The 15,264-nt window shown below is 58.2% G+C and carries 11 protein-coding genes; 4 read left to right on the forward strand and 7 right to left on the reverse strand.

Annotation, left to right across the window (positions count from 1 at the left end; genetic code table 11):
* Nucleotides 1-63: 63 nt before the first annotated feature.
* On the forward strand, nt 64-918 hold the full coding sequence (locus ACRCYW_RS15640) for a DnaA ATPase domain-containing protein (RefSeq protein ID WP_438550975.1): 855 nt from the start codon (nt 64-66) through the stop codon (nt 916-918).
* Nucleotides 919-1,048: 130 nt separating this feature from the next.
* On the forward strand, nt 1,049-1,684 hold the full coding sequence (locus tag ACRCYW_RS15645) for an SDR family oxidoreductase (protein ID WP_438550976.1): 636 nt from the start codon (nt 1,049-1,051) through the stop codon (nt 1,682-1,684).
* 28 nt (nt 1,685-1,712) lie between these two features.
* On the opposite strand, the gene ACRCYW_RS15650 is transcribed toward ACRCYW_RS15645, so the two are convergent.
* From ACRCYW_RS15650 to ACRCYW_RS15665, 4 genes are all read right to left on the reverse strand, one after another.
* The gene (locus ACRCYW_RS15650) at nt 1,713-2,897 is read right to left on the reverse strand and encodes an ABC transporter permease (protein ID WP_438550977.1); all 1,185 of its coding nucleotides are present in this window, start codon (nt 2,895-2,897) and stop codon (nt 1,713-1,715) included.
* 103 nt (nt 2,898-3,000) lie between these two features.
* Entirely contained in the window at nt 3,001-4,137 is a 1,137-nt protein-coding gene (locus ACRCYW_RS15655) for an ABC transporter permease (protein WP_438550978.1), read from the reverse strand.
* Nucleotides 4,137-5,141 carry an HlyD family secretion protein gene (locus ACRCYW_RS15660; RefSeq protein WP_438550979.1) on the reverse strand — a complete coding sequence of 335 codons (1,005 nt, stop codon included), beginning with the start codon at nt 5,139-5,141 and terminating at the stop codon, nt 4,137-4,139. Before ACRCYW_RS15660 ends, ACRCYW_RS15655 begins: the two co-directional genes overlap by 1 nt.
* A gap of 73 nt (nt 5,142-5,214) precedes the next feature.
* Nucleotides 5,215-6,621 carry a TolC family protein gene (locus ACRCYW_RS15665; protein ID WP_438550980.1) on the reverse strand — a complete coding sequence of 469 codons (1,407 nt, stop codon included), beginning with the start codon at nt 6,619-6,621 and terminating at the stop codon, nt 5,215-5,217.
* Between the two features lie 292 nt (nt 6,622-6,913).
* Between ACRCYW_RS15665 and dusB the strand changes: the two genes are divergently transcribed.
* Both dusB and fis read left to right on the forward strand, forming a co-directional pair.
* Nucleotides 6,914-7,879, forward strand: a complete 966-nt coding sequence (dusB, locus tag ACRCYW_RS15670) for a tRNA dihydrouridine synthase DusB (protein WP_438550981.1) — start codon at nt 6,914-6,916, stop codon at nt 7,877-7,879.
* Between the two features lie 25 nt (nt 7,880-7,904).
* Entirely contained in the window at nt 7,905-8,201 is a 297-nt protein-coding gene (fis, locus tag ACRCYW_RS15675; protein WP_005309538.1) for a DNA-binding transcriptional regulator Fis, read from the forward strand.
* A 530-nt stretch (nt 8,202-8,731) separates the two neighbouring features.
* On the opposite strand, the gene ACRCYW_RS15680 is transcribed toward fis, so the two are convergent.
* From ACRCYW_RS15680 to ACRCYW_RS15690, 3 genes are read right to left on the reverse strand one after another with little or no spacing between them, the layout of a single operon-like run.
* Nucleotides 8,732-11,509: a DEAD/DEAH box helicase gene (locus ACRCYW_RS15680; protein WP_438550982.1), complete on the reverse strand. Its 2,778-nt coding sequence runs from the start codon at nt 11,507-11,509 to the stop codon at nt 8,732-8,734.
* Between the two features lie 9 nt (nt 11,510-11,518).
* Nucleotides 11,519-12,019, reverse strand: a complete 501-nt coding sequence (locus ACRCYW_RS15685) for a hypothetical protein (RefSeq protein ID WP_215783456.1) — start codon at nt 12,017-12,019, stop codon at nt 11,519-11,521.
* A complete protein-coding gene (locus tag ACRCYW_RS15690; RefSeq protein WP_438550983.1) occupies nt 12,019-15,234 on the reverse strand; it encodes a hypothetical protein in 3,216 nt (1,071 codons plus the stop codon). The genes ACRCYW_RS15685 and ACRCYW_RS15690 overlap by 1 nt, the downstream gene beginning before the upstream one ends.
* Nucleotides 15,235-15,264: the final 30 nt, after the last annotated feature.

Here is a 15,264-nt window from a genome sequence, read left to right on the forward strand (position 1 = left end):
AGCCGCGCAGTCGGCCATGCCCTTGTCCACCCTTTACCATTTCCCTCGCAGAAGGAGCCATTCATGACAGACCCGCAAGACCCCCTGCGTCAGGAGCTGGAAGAGATCGAGGCCAGGCGCAAGAAGATAGCCAGAGCCAAACAGGATCAGCGGGTGCACGACCCCGAGCTGAGCAAGCATGTGGGCGGCCTGCTGGAGCGCATCCGCCGCCTGCAGGCCCAGACAGGTGGCAGCCAGTACGACTACGAGACCCTGCGCAAGGAGTACGACGCCAAGGCGAACGAGGAGGTGCGCGAGCTGCAGAAGGCGGCACGCCAGGAGCGGATCCAGAAGCTGATCGCCCAGGCCGACCTCAACCCTGACTGGGTGTTCGACAAGATGGATGCCACGGATCCGGCGCTGCAATACCCCATAGAAACGGCCCGCTACTTCATCAGTGGCTTCGAGCATTGGGAGAAGAGCGGCGGCGGCTGCATGCTCATCTACGGTGACTACGGCACCGGCAAGTCGACGCTGGCGGGAGCCGTGGCCCACGAGCTGATCGAGCGCCACCAGAAATCGGTGATCTTCCAGCAGTGGGCCTCCATCGTCGATCGGCTGTTCTTCAACGTCATTCAGGATCAGGAGGAGCGCAACCAGTACCGCCGCGCCCTGGAAGAGGTGGACCTGTTGATCATCGACGAGGTGGCGGCCAATCGCGCCAAGATGGCGGAGAGCCAGTCCAGCTTCCTCGGCCACCTGCTGCGCCGTCGTCGCAACCTCTCAAAGAGCGTCATCATCATCACCAACCACAGCCCCCAGAGCCTGCATCAGGCCATCGGCGACTTCAGCTTCGAGGCGATCAAGGCCTTCAACCCGGTGGACATCCACCTGAGCGGCCCGAGCCGCCGCCCCAGCATAGGCCACTACAACGGCTGACCCTTGCGGGCCGATGTCATCGACGTCGGCCCCTTGCTTTTCTGCTCTCCCTTCACAGATAAAAACAACTCTCATTTACATCGAGTCATCCAGGCCCTAGGCTAACCCTTTTCTTCAAGGGGACTCTCTCATGCCGACCACTCTCATCTTCGGAGCCAGCCGCGGGCTGGGCCGCGCCTTCACCGTTAAGGCCCTGCGCCAGGGCTACAGGGTTGTCGCCCTAGTCCGCAATGCCGACATGGCCGCCGAGCTGCAAGCACTCGGGGCCGAGGTCGTCCAGGGGGATGCCCTGGACCCGACTGCGGTAGCAGAGGCCTGCCTGCTGGCGGGCAGTGACGCCCGGGTGGTCTCCACCCTAGGCAGCTTTCGCCAGACCCAGCCGGTGGATTATCAGGGCAACCGTCTGGTGATCGACGAGATGGAGCGGGCCGGCCTCAAACGCCTGCTGCTGGTCACCTCCCTCGGCTGTGGCGACAGCTGGCAATACCTGCCCGAGCGGGCACGGGAGGCCTTCGGCCACGAGGTGCGACTGAAGAGTCTGGCGGAGAGCTGGCTGCAGACAAGTCGGCTGAGTTGGACCATATTGCGGCCGGCCGGTCTGCAGGATGGGGAGGCGACCGGCAAGGCGGTGCTGAGTCAGGGACAGGAGGTGCACGGCCTGGTGCGCCGCCAGGACGTGGCACTGCAGGGTTTGCAACTGCTCACCAGCGAGCAGGCCCTCGGCCAGATCTACGCCATCGGCGAGCCAGGACTGCAGCGCAGCTAAGCCAGCCTCGCCTTGCACAAAAAAACGGTCAGCTTTCGCTGACCGTTTCCATATCGGGCGCCCTGCCCTGTCGTTGGCGCCATGCCAGCAGGAGGATGGCGAGCAAGCCGTTGAACAGCGCCAGCCCCCACAGCTGCCACCAGTAGGGGGAGATCTGGTTGAACGCGGCCCCCATCTGGTTCAGGCGCAGGAAACCCTTGATGGCCGGGGTGCTCGGCACCCATTGAGCCAGCCAGTTGAGAGGCATAGGGATGAGCTCAAGGGGCCAGATAAAGCCGGCGAGGAACACCAGCGGCAGAGATGACACCAGCACCACCTGAGTTGGCAGGTCGCGGCGGGTAAACAGGGCCCCCAGCACCACCCCGAGCCAGGTGGTGGCCAGCAGGAACGGCAGGGTGAACAGCCAGAGTGCCCCCGGCGCCGCGGTGCGGGCAATGCCGTAGTGATCGAAGCAGAAGCCGAAGAAGTAGGTCACGGGCAGCACGAACAGCCCCCCCAGCACCAGGGTGCGCGCCAGCAGCAGCGCCAGCACGGGGGCCTGCTGCCAATAACCGCGCTCACCCCGCAGACTGCGCTGGTTCTGGGTCGCTCCCAGGATGCCGCCCCCCATCAGCAACACCTGGTGCAGGATCAGCACGAACACCGCCGGCACCACGTAGTTCACATAGCCCATGGTGGGATTGAACACCGGCAGCACGTTGAGCCCCACCGCATTCCAGCCCATGGCCGCCTGAGGCAAGGCCTCCCCGTGGCTGAGCAGGCGCGCCACCTTCACCTGAGCGGCCAGGGTGCCCCCCGCCTGGGCCAGCCCCTCGGCGATGGTGCCGTAGACCAGGAAGTAGGAGGCGTCCCCCGCATAGCTCAGGGTGACGCTCCTGCCCAGCATCAGATCCCGATAGAAGTGGCGGGGAATGTGCAAGATGCCGCTCGCCTTGCCGGCCAGCATCCACTCCCGCGCCTCGCCCAGGCTGGCGACCCGGGCGACCAGTTTCACCTGGGGCGTGGCGTCGGCCATGAACTCCAGCTGGCGGGAGAGCTGACTGCCATCGTCGTTGACCACCACCACGGGCTCTTCCCGCGGCAGCTGGTGCAGGTAGGGCTGGGGGTAGAGAAAGGAGTAGAAAAATACGCCGCCAAACAGGGTCAGCATGATGGCCCTGTCCGCCAGCAGGGTGCGCAGCTCTAGGCGCACCAGATCCCAGAAACCTAGCATGCCATTGACTCCTTCCACCGCCAGGCGGCAGCGATTTGTGGCGCCAATAAGAGGCATAAATCAATCGGCCGCCACTCGAGGCGTGGCAAACCCCAGTATCCCATCATGGCGTTGGCTCCTCGGCCTTGTGAGCCGGTTTGGTTTGTGGCTGATAACGGCGTGCCACCACGAGCAAGGGCAACAGGAACAGCAGCAGGGTGCCGAACTGGGGCAGAGCCGCCCCGAGCGGCAGGCCGTAGTTGGTCTGCCCTATCTGCAGCTCGACGTAGTGGGAGACGGGCAGCAGGCTGCGCCAGAATTGGGCGACATCCCCCATGGCGCTGACCGGGAAGGTCACCCCCATGAAGGCGAAGCCCGGCGCGGTGTAAGCCCCCGCTATGGACAGGGCCCGCGCCGGATCCCGCAGTACGGCGTAGAAGAAGGCCCCCATGCTGACGCAGGCGGCCGACGCCAGCCCCAACCCCAGGGTCAGGATCAGCCAACTCCCCTGCATGGGATAGCCGAGCGCCTTGAACAGCAGCAGGCTCCACCCCAGTCCCCAGGCCCAGCCGATGAACACATGAGGGAGCAAAATGCGCCACAGGCCCTTCCAGACCCCTTCACGGGCCCAATCCAGACCGAGCCTGTCCATCCGCGCCAGCGCGTTCAGGCCATAGAGCACCACCAGGATCTGCCACACCGCGGGCAGCAGGGCACTCAGCAGGAACTGGGCATAGCTCGAATTGAGGTTGTAGAGCGCCGTGATCTGGCTCGCGATGGGCAGGGCTTGCCCCAGGGCGCCGGGCAGCGCCTTGCCATCCGCCATGGCCTCCAATACACCGACCTGACCGTTGAGGGTACCGACCACCTGGGCCAGGGCCGAGCTCACCAGCTTGGCGATCAGGATGAACTGACCGTTGTTGAACACGGTCACCTGGGGCTGGGTCCCCTCGCGCGCATCCCGCTCCAGATGGGCGGGGATCACTACCAGGGCATAGATGTCGCCACCGCGCAGGGCGCTGGCCCCCTCGTCGATGGAATCGAACTGAGCGCTCACCCTGAGTCCGCTCGAGCCATCCAGGGAGAACGCCAGCTGGCGGGAGAGGGCGCTGCGGTCCAGATCCACCAGGCCGACCTTGAGGTCACGCGCGAGCCCTGCCGAGAAAATCCAGCACAGGATCCCTATCAACAGCAGGGGTACCCAGCTCGCCAGTGCCCGGCCGAAGGGGTCCTGCCACAGTCGCCGCCATTCGTGTCCCATCAGAGATCGACCAGCACGCTCATGCCGACCCGCAGCCCGTCAACCGGTTGCAGGGGGCGCGCCTCCACCTGGAAGCTCTTCATGTCGAAGCCCTGGCGGGTATCGGTGGCGCGCCAGGTGGCGAAATCCCCCATAGCCGCCACGTGGGTCACCTTGAAGCGCACCAGCTGATCCCCAAGACCGGGAATGCGGGCATCGAACTCGGTGCCAACCGGGAAGCGGGGCAGCAAGTCCTCACGGACGTGGAACTGGGCCCAGGCATCCTCCATGTCGAGCAGGGTCACCACGGGGAAGCCCTGGGGCGCCAGCTCGCCGCTGCGCAGCAGCACCTGGGCTACCTCGCCGGCATGGGGGGTGACAATGCGGGTATCCGCCAGATAGGCCTCCACCTCGGCTACGCCCCCTGCCGCCATCTTGGCCTGCTCCCGGGCCGCGACCTTGGTCTCCTCCCGCGCCCCTTCCAACGTCATCTGATATTGCTGCCAGGCCATGCCTTCGCTGTACTTGGCCGCCTGCCAGGCGGTCCAGGCCTCATCCCGTTTCTGCAGGGGCATGACGCCCTCACGGTGCAGGTTGGCGATGCGGGCATAGGTCTTGCCATGAAGCAGAGCCGCCGCCTTGGCCTGCTGCCACTGATCCTTCGCCGCCGCGATCTGCTGGGCCCGCGCCCCCTTCTCGGCCTCTTCGGCCAGGGCGCCAGCCGCCGCCTCCCCCGCCTTGGCCTGGCTCAACTTGGCCTCGATCTCCGGGCTCGCCAGGGTGAACGCCAGTTGCCCCTTGGTCAGCACATCGCCCTTCTTCACCAGCACCTCGTCGATGCGACCCGCCACCTTCGAGGAGACGGAATACTGCTGCGCCTCTATCTGGCCTTGCAACCGCACCGGCTCAGGTTGATAGGCGAGCCAGAAGCACCAGCCCAGCCAGATCACCAGCAACACCAACAGCAGGGTCAGCAACAGCGGCTTGCCCTGGCTCATCTTCTTCTTGATGGGGGGATGACTCATACATTCACCTCGGCAGACAGGCGACCCTTGGCGGTCGAAACAAACGGGGAAAATGGAACAGACAGGACCGCGATCATGAATTCACCTCGATGGCCCGGCCATGCTGATATTGATTGAAACTGTTCATCTGGCCGGAGAGCGCCAGCAAGCGGGCCAGGGAGACCACGTATTGATAGGCCGCCGCGGCGCGCTGGGTCTTGACCCCCGCCAGCTGGTTCTGGGCATCCACTACGTCGAGGGACGTAGAGAGTCCCTGGCCAAACGCCTTGTCCCGCAGCCGTACGTTCTCCTGTGCCAGCTCCTGGGTGGAAGAGAGAGACTGATACTCCTCCAGCCCCTGGGCCGCCTCGCGCCAGGTCTTCTCGACCAGGAGTTCCAGATCCTGGCGGGTCTTGGCCTGCAGCAGATTAACCTGCAGCTCGGCGCTCTTGGCCGCCTGCACCGTCTCGGAGCGGCCGTCACGGCTCACCAGCGGCATGCTGACCCCGACCCCGACCAGCCAGTCCGGCGTGGTCTTGGAGACGATGGAGTCATCCTCGTAGAGGTTGTAGTTGCCGAACAGGAACAGCTCGGGGGCGTACTTGCCCTTCTCCAGCTTGATCATGCCCTGGGCCTGCTCCTTCTTGGCCGCCAGCAGCTTGAGACCCGGGTGCACCGCCAGGGTCTCCTGCACGAAGGGATCCAGCTGTGGCATGCCGTCGTTGATGAACAGCCGGGTATTGGGCTCCGCCTGCTTGAGTTTCAGCATGTGACCCAGGGCCAGCTGGGCGATCTCCAGGCTGCGTCGCGCCTTCTGGGTATCGATGCGGGCCCTGTCATAGGCCGACTGGGCGGAGAGTCGCTCCACCTTGGCGATCTGACCCTGGGCCTCCAGTTTTTGGGCATGATCCAGGTGATGGGCCAGCCCCTGCTCTATCTCCTGCTTGGTCTGCACCATCTGGGCCGCCAGCACCACGCCGAAATAGGTCTGGGAGAGGCTCTCGAAGGTGGACTGTTGCTTGAGCACCAGCAGCTGCTGCGCCTCGCTCACCTGGGCCTGGCGAATGTCCTGGGCCGCATCGATGCGACCGCCGGTGAACAGCGGCCACAGCATCTTGACCGAACTGGTGACCACATTCTGTTTAGTAAGAGGGGTGACGAAGTCGCTCGGGCTCAGGTTCAGCGCCTGCATGACGGGGCCCAGCACCTTGCCAAACTCCGGGTGGTTGGCGATGGGGTTCAAGTCCAGCATGTCCAGCTCCATCGGCTGGTCGAGGTGGGTATAGCTGGCCCCCACATCCACCTTGGGCAGATACATGGCCTTGGCCGCTTCTCGCAGTTGCTCGGCCCGCTCCACACCCGCCTGCTCCGCCGCCAGGCCGTCATCCTGCTGGATGACCCGGCTCCAGGCCTCGGTGAAGCTGACGGTCTGCGCCTGGGCCGAGCCCAGCATGGCTCCCAACAGGCAGGGACCGAGCGATTTGATGAACCTTGACGTCATACATCCCCAAATTCTATTTGTAATGAAATTGTGTGGAGCCTTTGCTCGATTCAGGCTCGCTATCATAACGTAAACCCGCTGCAGAGGGAGACTCACAAATCGTCGATGCCCTCACTCATTTGGCCCCGTCCATGGTCCCAGACAATATGTCTGATTTTCAAGCACTCCTGAATTTGCAAGCCTTGGCGCGACGTTTTTTTCAGAAAAAAATGGCTGACGCTCAAATACTAACCTTTTCTCCTGACTAAAAAATGCGTAATATACGCCGCCCTAAGCCGATGGTAACCGTGGAATGCAGATAGGTCCCCACACGCTTGAAACTCCCCTGATCGTGGCCCCCATGGCCGGTGTAACAGACCGACCATTTCGTGAACTTTGTTTGCGGCTGGGTGCCGGTATGGCCGTTTCCGAGATGCTGCTGGCCAACCCGGATGTCTGGGATACCCAGAAAACCAGGATGAGAATGGACCACTCTGCTGAAGGCGGATTGCGATCGGTCCAGATTGCCGGTTCCGACCCCGAGATGATGGCGTTTGCCGCCCGCTACAACGTGGAGCAGGGCGCTCAGATCGTCGACATCAACATGGGATGTCCGGCAAAAAAAGTGAATAAGAAGTTGGCAGGTTCCGCCCTGCTGCGCCAACCCGATCTGGTCAGAACCATCTGCCGGGCCGTGGTGGATGCAGTGGAGGTGCCTGTCACCTTGAAGATCCGCACAGGATGGGATCCGGATAACCGCAATGGCGAGGAGATCGCCCGAATCGCCGAAGATTGCGGTATCGCGGCCCTTGCCGTGCATGGTCGTACCCGTACCGACCTCTATCGGGGCGAAGCGGAGTACGACACTATCAGGGCGATTAAGCAGGCCGTATCGATTCCTGTTGTCGCCAATGGCGACATAGACAGCCCGGAGAAGGCCCGGTATGTCCTCGACTATACCGGCGTCGACGCCGTGATGATCGGCCGTGCAGCGCAAGGACGACCCTGGATTTTCCGGGAAATCCGTCATTTTCTTGAGACGGGCACCAAGCTGCCACCTCCCGACAGGGAAGAGGTCCGCACCCTGATGAACGAGCATGTTACCAACCTGCACCAGTTTTACGGTGCATATCTGGGAGCGCGCATTGCCCGTAAACACGTGGGCTGGTATCTGGATGAAGAAGAGACGGGCCGAGAATTCCGTAAACATTTCAATGCCCTGGATTGTGCAGATGCACAGCTTGAGGCACTTGAAGTGTATTTCGATGGATTAGGTTAACGCATAACTAAAGAGCCGACCGAATATGTTCGAACAAACCCTGACTTCTGATGCATTGGTAACAACTACTCACAATCACGCCGCCGAGCCGACCCAGCGCCCCCTGCGTGACTCTGTGCAACAGGCCCTGCGTAACTACCTGGCCCAGTTGAACGGTCAGGAAGTGATTGATCTGTACGATATGGTTCTCTCCGAAGTCGAAGCCCCCATGCTGGACGTGATCATGCAGTACACCCGTGGTAACCAGACTCGCGCCGCCGTGATGATGGGTATCAACCGTGGCACCCTGCGCAAGAAACTCAAGCGCTACGGCATGAACTAAGCCATAACGACTAAGCTATTGAAAATAAAAGCACTCTCATTTTAATGAAAGTGCTTTTTTAGTTTTGAACCCGCATATGAACCCACATTTAATGGACTAGATTTTTCCACTGAGGGTAACTCGACAAAGAAGCTTCATCGTTAGTTTGTTATGTCGCGGGCAAAAAGCGAGAAAAAGCTAAATAGCTGTTCCGAATAGTAGATCACTGCACTCGTACCGCTTCTACAGGTGACATGGAGCACACATCGTCGCTGAGGCTTGTCACCTCAGACGTTACCGTCAGATCACACAAATTTCTTACGCCACGAGGCTTCCGACAAGATGTAGCACTATTAGGAGCAGTTAGTTAGAGGCTCTCTCTTACTTTGTATTATTTATTGGTAAACTGCTTATCTTGTTATCGTCGCAGGAGTAAGGCTTGTTGTATTACACCAGTTTGTGGACAACGAGCTATACACCATACAAGAAATAAGCTGCCATTTCTGAGAACAGCTAAGTACGTTGGCATAGCTCATCAGAAAACGAGTTAATTAGGTTTGTGAGGGGATAATTTCAACGTAGCCAACCAGTTCGGCTGAATAACTCTCCCCCCCATTTGCAGAGCCCTTATGCTTCAGTTCTCGTTGTAAAGTCGGCTCAACCACATGTGCAAACAGTTCTTGCCGCTGCTCTGGCACGAAGCACGATAACGTTACTGGGGCCTGCAGGTACTGCTCAGCCCGGCGCTCGACCGCCGGAACACGTGTACCATCGGGTTTGACGGCAATAGGTTGAACACCGATTCGACGCTCACCATTGCCTGCCGATGCCTCGACCATCCAGAGAGAAAGAACCACAAGAGCATCTACGTCTCCTGAAACGGCAATGCCAATATCCTCAGGCGGAACGCTACGCCAGCGTCCAAGCTCTTCCTGTATCAACGGATGATCCAGCCCCATCAATTCCACGTTATCGCTGCTCGTAGCCGTATCACGGCTCAAGGTAAATCGTACCCGACGTACGCCATCAACAGTCATAAGGTCGTAGGTAACTTCGTCGATCTTGGCCAAGCGCAGCTGGTGATCAACCACCGCAGCTGACAAAAACCGCACCAGTCTATCCAGACTAGATGACACATCAGAGAAGGGTTTGTAGTCATCGAGACTGAACCCTTCGAGGTCTTGGAACAGATCAAACACCACCTGCCGCGCTTCGCGTGAATTTGAGAGCGCAGCTTCCAATTCCACCTGTGTGCGTTTCAACTCAGGGTCGGACAACGCCTCCTGGTACAAGCGGTCGTAATTGAGTCGCTCGGATAGCTGTCCAAGAATCTGCGCCCGCAGATCTTCCGCAACATTGCCTTGGTCATCGACCTTGCCGACAGTCCGCGCGATCTCTGTCAGCTTCTCATCAAGCAGCAGGAAAATGCGACCCTCTATGGTGTCTGACAGCACGAGGTTGTAGACCTGCGCGGTGTGGTTCTGACCGTATCGATGGATTCGTCCGATGCGCTGCTCAACATCCATTGGATTCCAAGGCAAATCGAAATTAAAAAGGATGCGCGCGAACTGGAGGTTCAAGCCTTCGCGGCCAGCCGCTGTACACACCAGAATACGCGGCCCGTCTTTCAAGCGGAATTTCCGCTCTGCAGCCAGCTTGGCACCGTGATCACCGCCGCGCAGCACCACCACGCCTTGGCCGGGATAGGCCTGCTCAATCTCGCGAGCAATCAGATCGACTGTGCCGAGGTAGGTGGCAAAGATGACGATCTTTTCGCTGGCATTCTGTCGCCACAGATAACCCAAGCCATCCAGCAGCTTCTGTACCTTGGTTTCCCGCTGTTGCGGGAAGACCTTGAGTAAATCACCGATGCGCAGGCGCTCCTCGGGCAGGTGGAGTTCCACGACGGCCGACGCCGCCTCTTCAGCGTGCGTTGAAGAGTATTCGCTACCGTAAGGGTCGGAGGCCATTTCTAGAGCCTCCGCATCCAGCTTCTTGGCCAAGCGATACTTGAGGTCAGCCAGCACGCGATCTACTTCACTGCGCCCTATGCTGTCGTGGGGCAGGCCGAATTCTTCGTGAATTAGTGCCCGCGCTTCATCAGTTAGACGTTCACGGCCTTCGATATCAAGTTCCTTATCGCGCAGCAACGCCTCGTGCAGTGTCAGCATCAACAGACGACGCTTCAGCGTGCGACGTACAGCTGCAAAACTAGATGCAGCAATCTTCTGAAAGATGGCCATCAAGAAACCGAGCGCACGCCCCAGCCCCCCCTGGCGGCGGGCGAGGTCGAAACCATCCTCAAGATATTCACGCAGTTTCTCGTAAAACAGCCTTTCTTCCTGATTCATCAGGAAAGACTCAGTATGTACCCCACGCCGCGCAAACAGCGGTGAACCATCGGGCTGGCAGGCATCTGCCTTGGTACGGCGGAACATCACCGTATTGAGACGGTGGCGGTTCTCCAGCATCTCTTCAGGGCTTCCAAACAGTGTCGGATTCAGTAGCTGCGCCAGCATCCAAAACTGGAAGTGATTGCCTTGGTGTGGAGTGGCCGACAGCAGTATCAGGTCACGAGAATGATCCTTCAATGCCTCGGCCAGCTTGTAATTTTCTGTTTTCCTGACTTTGCCGCCGACGCGGTGAGCGGTCAGATGGTGCGCTTCGTCGAATACGACCAGATCCCAACGTGGTGCGTCAAGTAGGCGCTTGATACGTGTCGGGCGTTTGAGCGTATCGATGCTCGCAATGAGCCGATCGTGCTTGGCAAAAGCATTGGTCTTGCGGTCAGTGATGTCGCCCTCGGAACCAAAAACCTCGAAGTCGAGGTTGAACACTTCGTTCAGCTCGCGGTGCCAGTTATTCACCAGTCCTGCAGGCACCACCATCAATGCACGATTCAGCTCGCCTCTGCTGGCCAACTCACGCAAAATCAAAGCTGTTTCAATGGTTTTGCCCAACCCCACCTCATCGGCGATCAGATAACGACGAGGGGATGCTGTCGCAATCCGGTGCGTCAGCACCACCTGATGCGGTAACAGGTCAATCTTTGCGGAAGTGAGTGCCGATGCACTTTCCATGACGGGCAAAGCATGGGCCTCGTAGGACAACCACGCTTTGCGCGCCCGCTCTACGCCGCCATCAACGGCACGCAGGATGCGCTCGGTGCGTGAGAGCTGGCGCCGCACAGCGCCAACAGGTACGCGGCGTTCACCAAGCCCAAAGAAAGCGCGCAGGTAGCCATCTCGCACAGGATCAAGAACCACCCCCTGCCCGAACTCATGGTGAATAATCCGCTCACCTGGTTGAAACAATGCATCCGCTTCCACTCGTCGACCTCAGGTAATTCGTAAATGAAACAGTCCAGCTACTTTCGCGCCTTCACGCAGCAAAATTTCCTGTGGATACTCATTAGCCTCCCCCCATAGCAGGCGACCAAAATCAATCTGATTATCACGATAAGGCGCCTCGCATAACCATAAAACAGCATCATTGGTAACCTGTTGTTTAAGTCGGCTGTGACCTTGGGGTAACCAGAAGATCAATGCAGCCTCACCACCGTAATAATCCTGAAATGAGAGAATGGCGCTTTTAATCGTTTCTCCCAGCCAGATTTCTCCCTGTTCAGGAGCTAACAGATCGAGACAACCATCAAGCCCGGCGACAACTAATGTCTGGTTGTCATTGCTAGGGAGATCATCGGGCCAACGTCCTTGCGCTTGTAAAAACTGCCGCAAACTCCAGACATCACTTGCGACACAGACTTGATTGCGTGCCTCTTCGTCCCACAACCAACTGGTGCCTCGTCGTTGCCACACGGTATCTACAGTCTGTCGCATTATGCCCACTCCACATCATCGTCAAATAAGGAGCCCTGTACCGGTAATGGCGCCAAACTTGCCTGCCAATTTCGGTATATATGGACTGCGAGGGATGCTGCATTGCGGGTAGCTTGATCCGGACCATTACGGTGCAACCATTCCAGCAGTGAACGCAGCGCAACATGCGGCTTGAAATTATCGTTTTTCAACGTATCCGAGGCACTAATTCCACTGCCATCAAAGCACGCTCCGATCAATACCAGCGCTTGGTCGAGGTCGGCGGTTAGCTTACGTCGATGTTTTCCTTGCCAATCACGGGCAAAATCGAGTGGATTAGTCCGAGTGAAAACCTTCTTCGCCTCCGAACACCAGTTACGCTGGACAAAATCATCTGGGGTAGTAACAGTTCCACGCAAATACTTTTGCAATTGATCGCGCTTCATCTCATTAACCGAACCAAAAGTACGCAAAAATTGTCGAGTCATGGGCTCAGCATTCACAGGTGGTGCTTCGTTGCCTTTATCTGCATCCTCATCAATCAGTTGGTTAATACCAACCAAAGCTTCCCTAACTGAAATCGTACGCCCTTCATCAACGTACACTTTGCCGTAATGGCGAGAGAAGTATTCCAATGCTTTACCACGGCGGATAACTTGAATATCTGCTGCAGGCAAACCTGATTGAGCATGATTCTCCAACATTCCTTGCAGTTGGCGCACATCGGCCATCACTTCGCGGCGCATCCGGCCCCAGCTCACTGGCTTGGGTTCTTCCGTGCGCTTGCGGCAAACGTGGATGATGTCATATTCGATTTTTTGCGACCCGAACGATGCGTTTTCTCCTTTTGTTTCATCGGAACGTACAGGATAGGTTGCCTCAAGGTAATACCCAGCATCGAACAACGACTCCAGAACAGCGACCCAAGCTTCGTCATCGTCATGATGAAAAGTGAAGGCCAGAATGCCACCTGGTTTAAGTATGCGGTACGCTTCCCGCCAACAATTCGTGAGCAGACGCTGATAAAAACCATTCGGATCATCTGGTTCTCGGAAAGGATTCGCTACAGCCTCTAGCGACTTTGGAGTGTACTCCGCGCCGAAAATTTCTGGATACTTTCCCTTCAGCGCAAGACGCAGCCAGACGTAGAAGAAATCAGCCAGCTCCGCATATTGCAAGATGCCACCAAAAGGCGGGTCTGTGATGACGAGATCAATACCGCCATCAGATAGCTTTGACAAACTTGTAGACGAACCGCAGGATATTTCAGACTCACTCACATAATCTTTAGGAAATACCTTCTCGCTTTTCCCGCTGATCCCCGAAGCAAGTGTGGAGTCCACACTCCTCAGTCCTTCTGCGCTAACAAGCTCCCACGCGTTGGCCTTCCAAGTAAATGCATCGAACAATCCACCGACGGCTGATTTCCAGCTGCCATCTCCTACGGGATTGAATACACTTGGTTCTAAGTTGGTACTTCTCGGATGAAAGTTGTTATTACTTAATGCGGCCGAGATTTGATTATTTTTAACATGCCAAATACTGAAAGTATTGTTGCACCGCAAGTACTGCTGAAACGCACCCAGTACATATTCACGAACCTTCCAGTCATAACTCCCAAGTGTGGCTATAGCTTTTAGCAGCTGAGCGTGCACCAGCAACTGGCGCGGATTGAACATCGTCCAATAGTGGGTCAGTCCATGTTCAGGGATGGCCCAGCCGTGGGTTTTCCATCCAAGGGATAACTCGGAGCGGGGCCAGAAGTCTTTTAGATCACTATCCTTGCGCACTTCCCATTCAGCAAATGCAGCGTCTTGTTGCCGAGCATGCGTTGCACCGTAGGCTACAAAGAAACGACCGCGGTTAGGCTTGCCCGCAGCATCGCGTTTGGGCGCATAGCCTTGCACCGCATAGGCAGCCGTTGGACCTGTTTTGCCGGTGGCCTTAATGGTCGTCAACACATCCTGCACCGTGCCGCAGCTTGCGCAGGCGTAGTGAGATTTTTTCGGCACCGTACCGTTTTTTGGCGCAAAAGTGACCTTCGTTTCCGGGCACGTCACTTCCTCCGGTAGTGCACCACGTACTTCCAGCAGCCGAATCTTGGATGCGCGCTCACTGTCCCAGCGCATGGTCGCCGCCAAATCGTCCTGCGCAGAGCCACCGTAGGGCTGCTCATTCGCACCCTGCTTGGGAGAACCAGCCATCCATTGCGGATGCACGAGCAGGTTCAATTCGACTTTCTTGTTCTTACCCTTGCCGAGGTTGGCCATCGCCGTATGACCACAATGCGGGCAGATGACGCCCTTCTTGCGATCAAGCACGGAGAACAGATGCTCCGACGGCGCGACATAAAGCGGCGCATCGGGAGCCAACCGTGCAGCGTCCTCCTCAACGTGGAACTCACCGCCGCACTTGCTGCACGAATGTTCCCAGTACTTGACGCTGATGGTCTTCACCGCCATCACCGGGCTGCTCATAATTGGTGTGCGATGGCCGCAGCCCGTCACCTGACAAGGGCCATGCTTGGCCCAGAAGGTGTAGATGATCTCCGGGCCTTCATAACAGTAATCCTTACGCTCGTAACGCGGGATACTCAGCGGATCGAAATCGGCAGGCATTACCTTCTTGGTCGGCAGGTGTGTCCACGTTCCTTTTTCACCCTCCGGGCCGTCGCAGTAGTAGTACGGCATGATCTGCGGCTTGACCTCGGCCTCGATATCAGCGAGCAGCTTTTTCACTTGCTCCAGATCAACGTTGGCCAATTCCTGCTTTACCACAAACCATGCGACCGGGTTGAGGTCGTTGCCGACCATCTGCATGCCGAGACGTGACCCTTCGACCAGCGTGGTGCCACCCCCCATAAAGATGTCGGCTACCTTCAGATGCTTGAACGCGCCTTTCTTCTGGTGGTTGGCGTAGTAGTTGTCCCACACCAACTTGGCCGCGTGCGATTTATCTTCTGGAGCCTTGGCGGCTGATGCAATTAACATCGAGCGAAAGACGCTTGATTGCCGCCGGGCCCAGTATTTTGACATCTGATAGATTGGCTTTTTCGCAGCCCCAGATGCGGCTTCGATAGTGGCCACCTGATTGATGGATAAGATCGGGAAGTCCACCTCCAAGCAAGTTTTGGGGCGGTTCGGATCGTTGAAATCGACGGTTTCAAGCGAGACCGCCTTGCCTGCACCGACGGCCTTGGCGACTTCCTGGGCGAGTAGTTCTTTTTTGGTGGCCATTTACAGGCGACTCCTTATCTTTAGTGCAGC

The organism is Aeromonas sp. (assembly GCF_051657805.1).
GTDB lineage: Bacteria > Pseudomonadota > Gammaproteobacteria > Enterobacterales > Aeromonadaceae > Aeromonas.

Coding starts and splice junctions, on each gene's coding strand:
- ACRCYW_RS15645 (WP_438550976.1), top strand. CDS start 1,049: ATGCCGACCACTCTCATCTTCGGAGCCAGCCGCGGGCTGGGCCGCGCC.
- ACRCYW_RS15655 (WP_438550978.1), bottom strand. CDS start 4,137: ATGGGACACGAATGGCGGCGACTGTGGCAGGACCCCTTCGGCCGGGCA.
- fis (WP_005309538.1), top strand. CDS start 7,905: ATGTTCGAACAAACCCTGACTTCTGATGCATTGGTAACAACTACTCAC.
- ACRCYW_RS15685 (WP_215783456.1), bottom strand. CDS start 12,019: ATGCGACAGACTGTAGATACCGTGTGGCAACGACGAGGCACCAGTTGG.
- ACRCYW_RS15650 (WP_438550977.1), bottom strand. CDS start 2,897: ATGCTAGGTTTCTGGGATCTGGTGCGCCTAGAGCTGCGCACCCTGCTG.
- dusB (WP_438550981.1), top strand. CDS start 6,914: ATGCAGATAGGTCCCCACACGCTTGAAACTCCCCTGATCGTGGCCCCC.
- ACRCYW_RS15690 (WP_438550983.1), bottom strand. CDS start 15,234: ATGGCCACCAAAAAAGAACTACTCGCCCAGGAAGTCGCCAAGGCCGTC.
- ACRCYW_RS15665 (WP_438550980.1), bottom strand. CDS start 6,621: ATGACGTCAAGGTTCATCAAATCGCTCGGTCCCTGCCTGTTGGGAGCC.
- ACRCYW_RS15660 (WP_438550979.1), bottom strand. CDS start 5,141: ATGAGTCATCCCCCCATCAAGAAGAAGATGAGCCAGGGCAAGCCGCTG.
- ACRCYW_RS15640 (WP_438550975.1), top strand. CDS start 64: ATGACAGACCCGCAAGACCCCCTGCGTCAGGAGCTGGAAGAGATCGAG.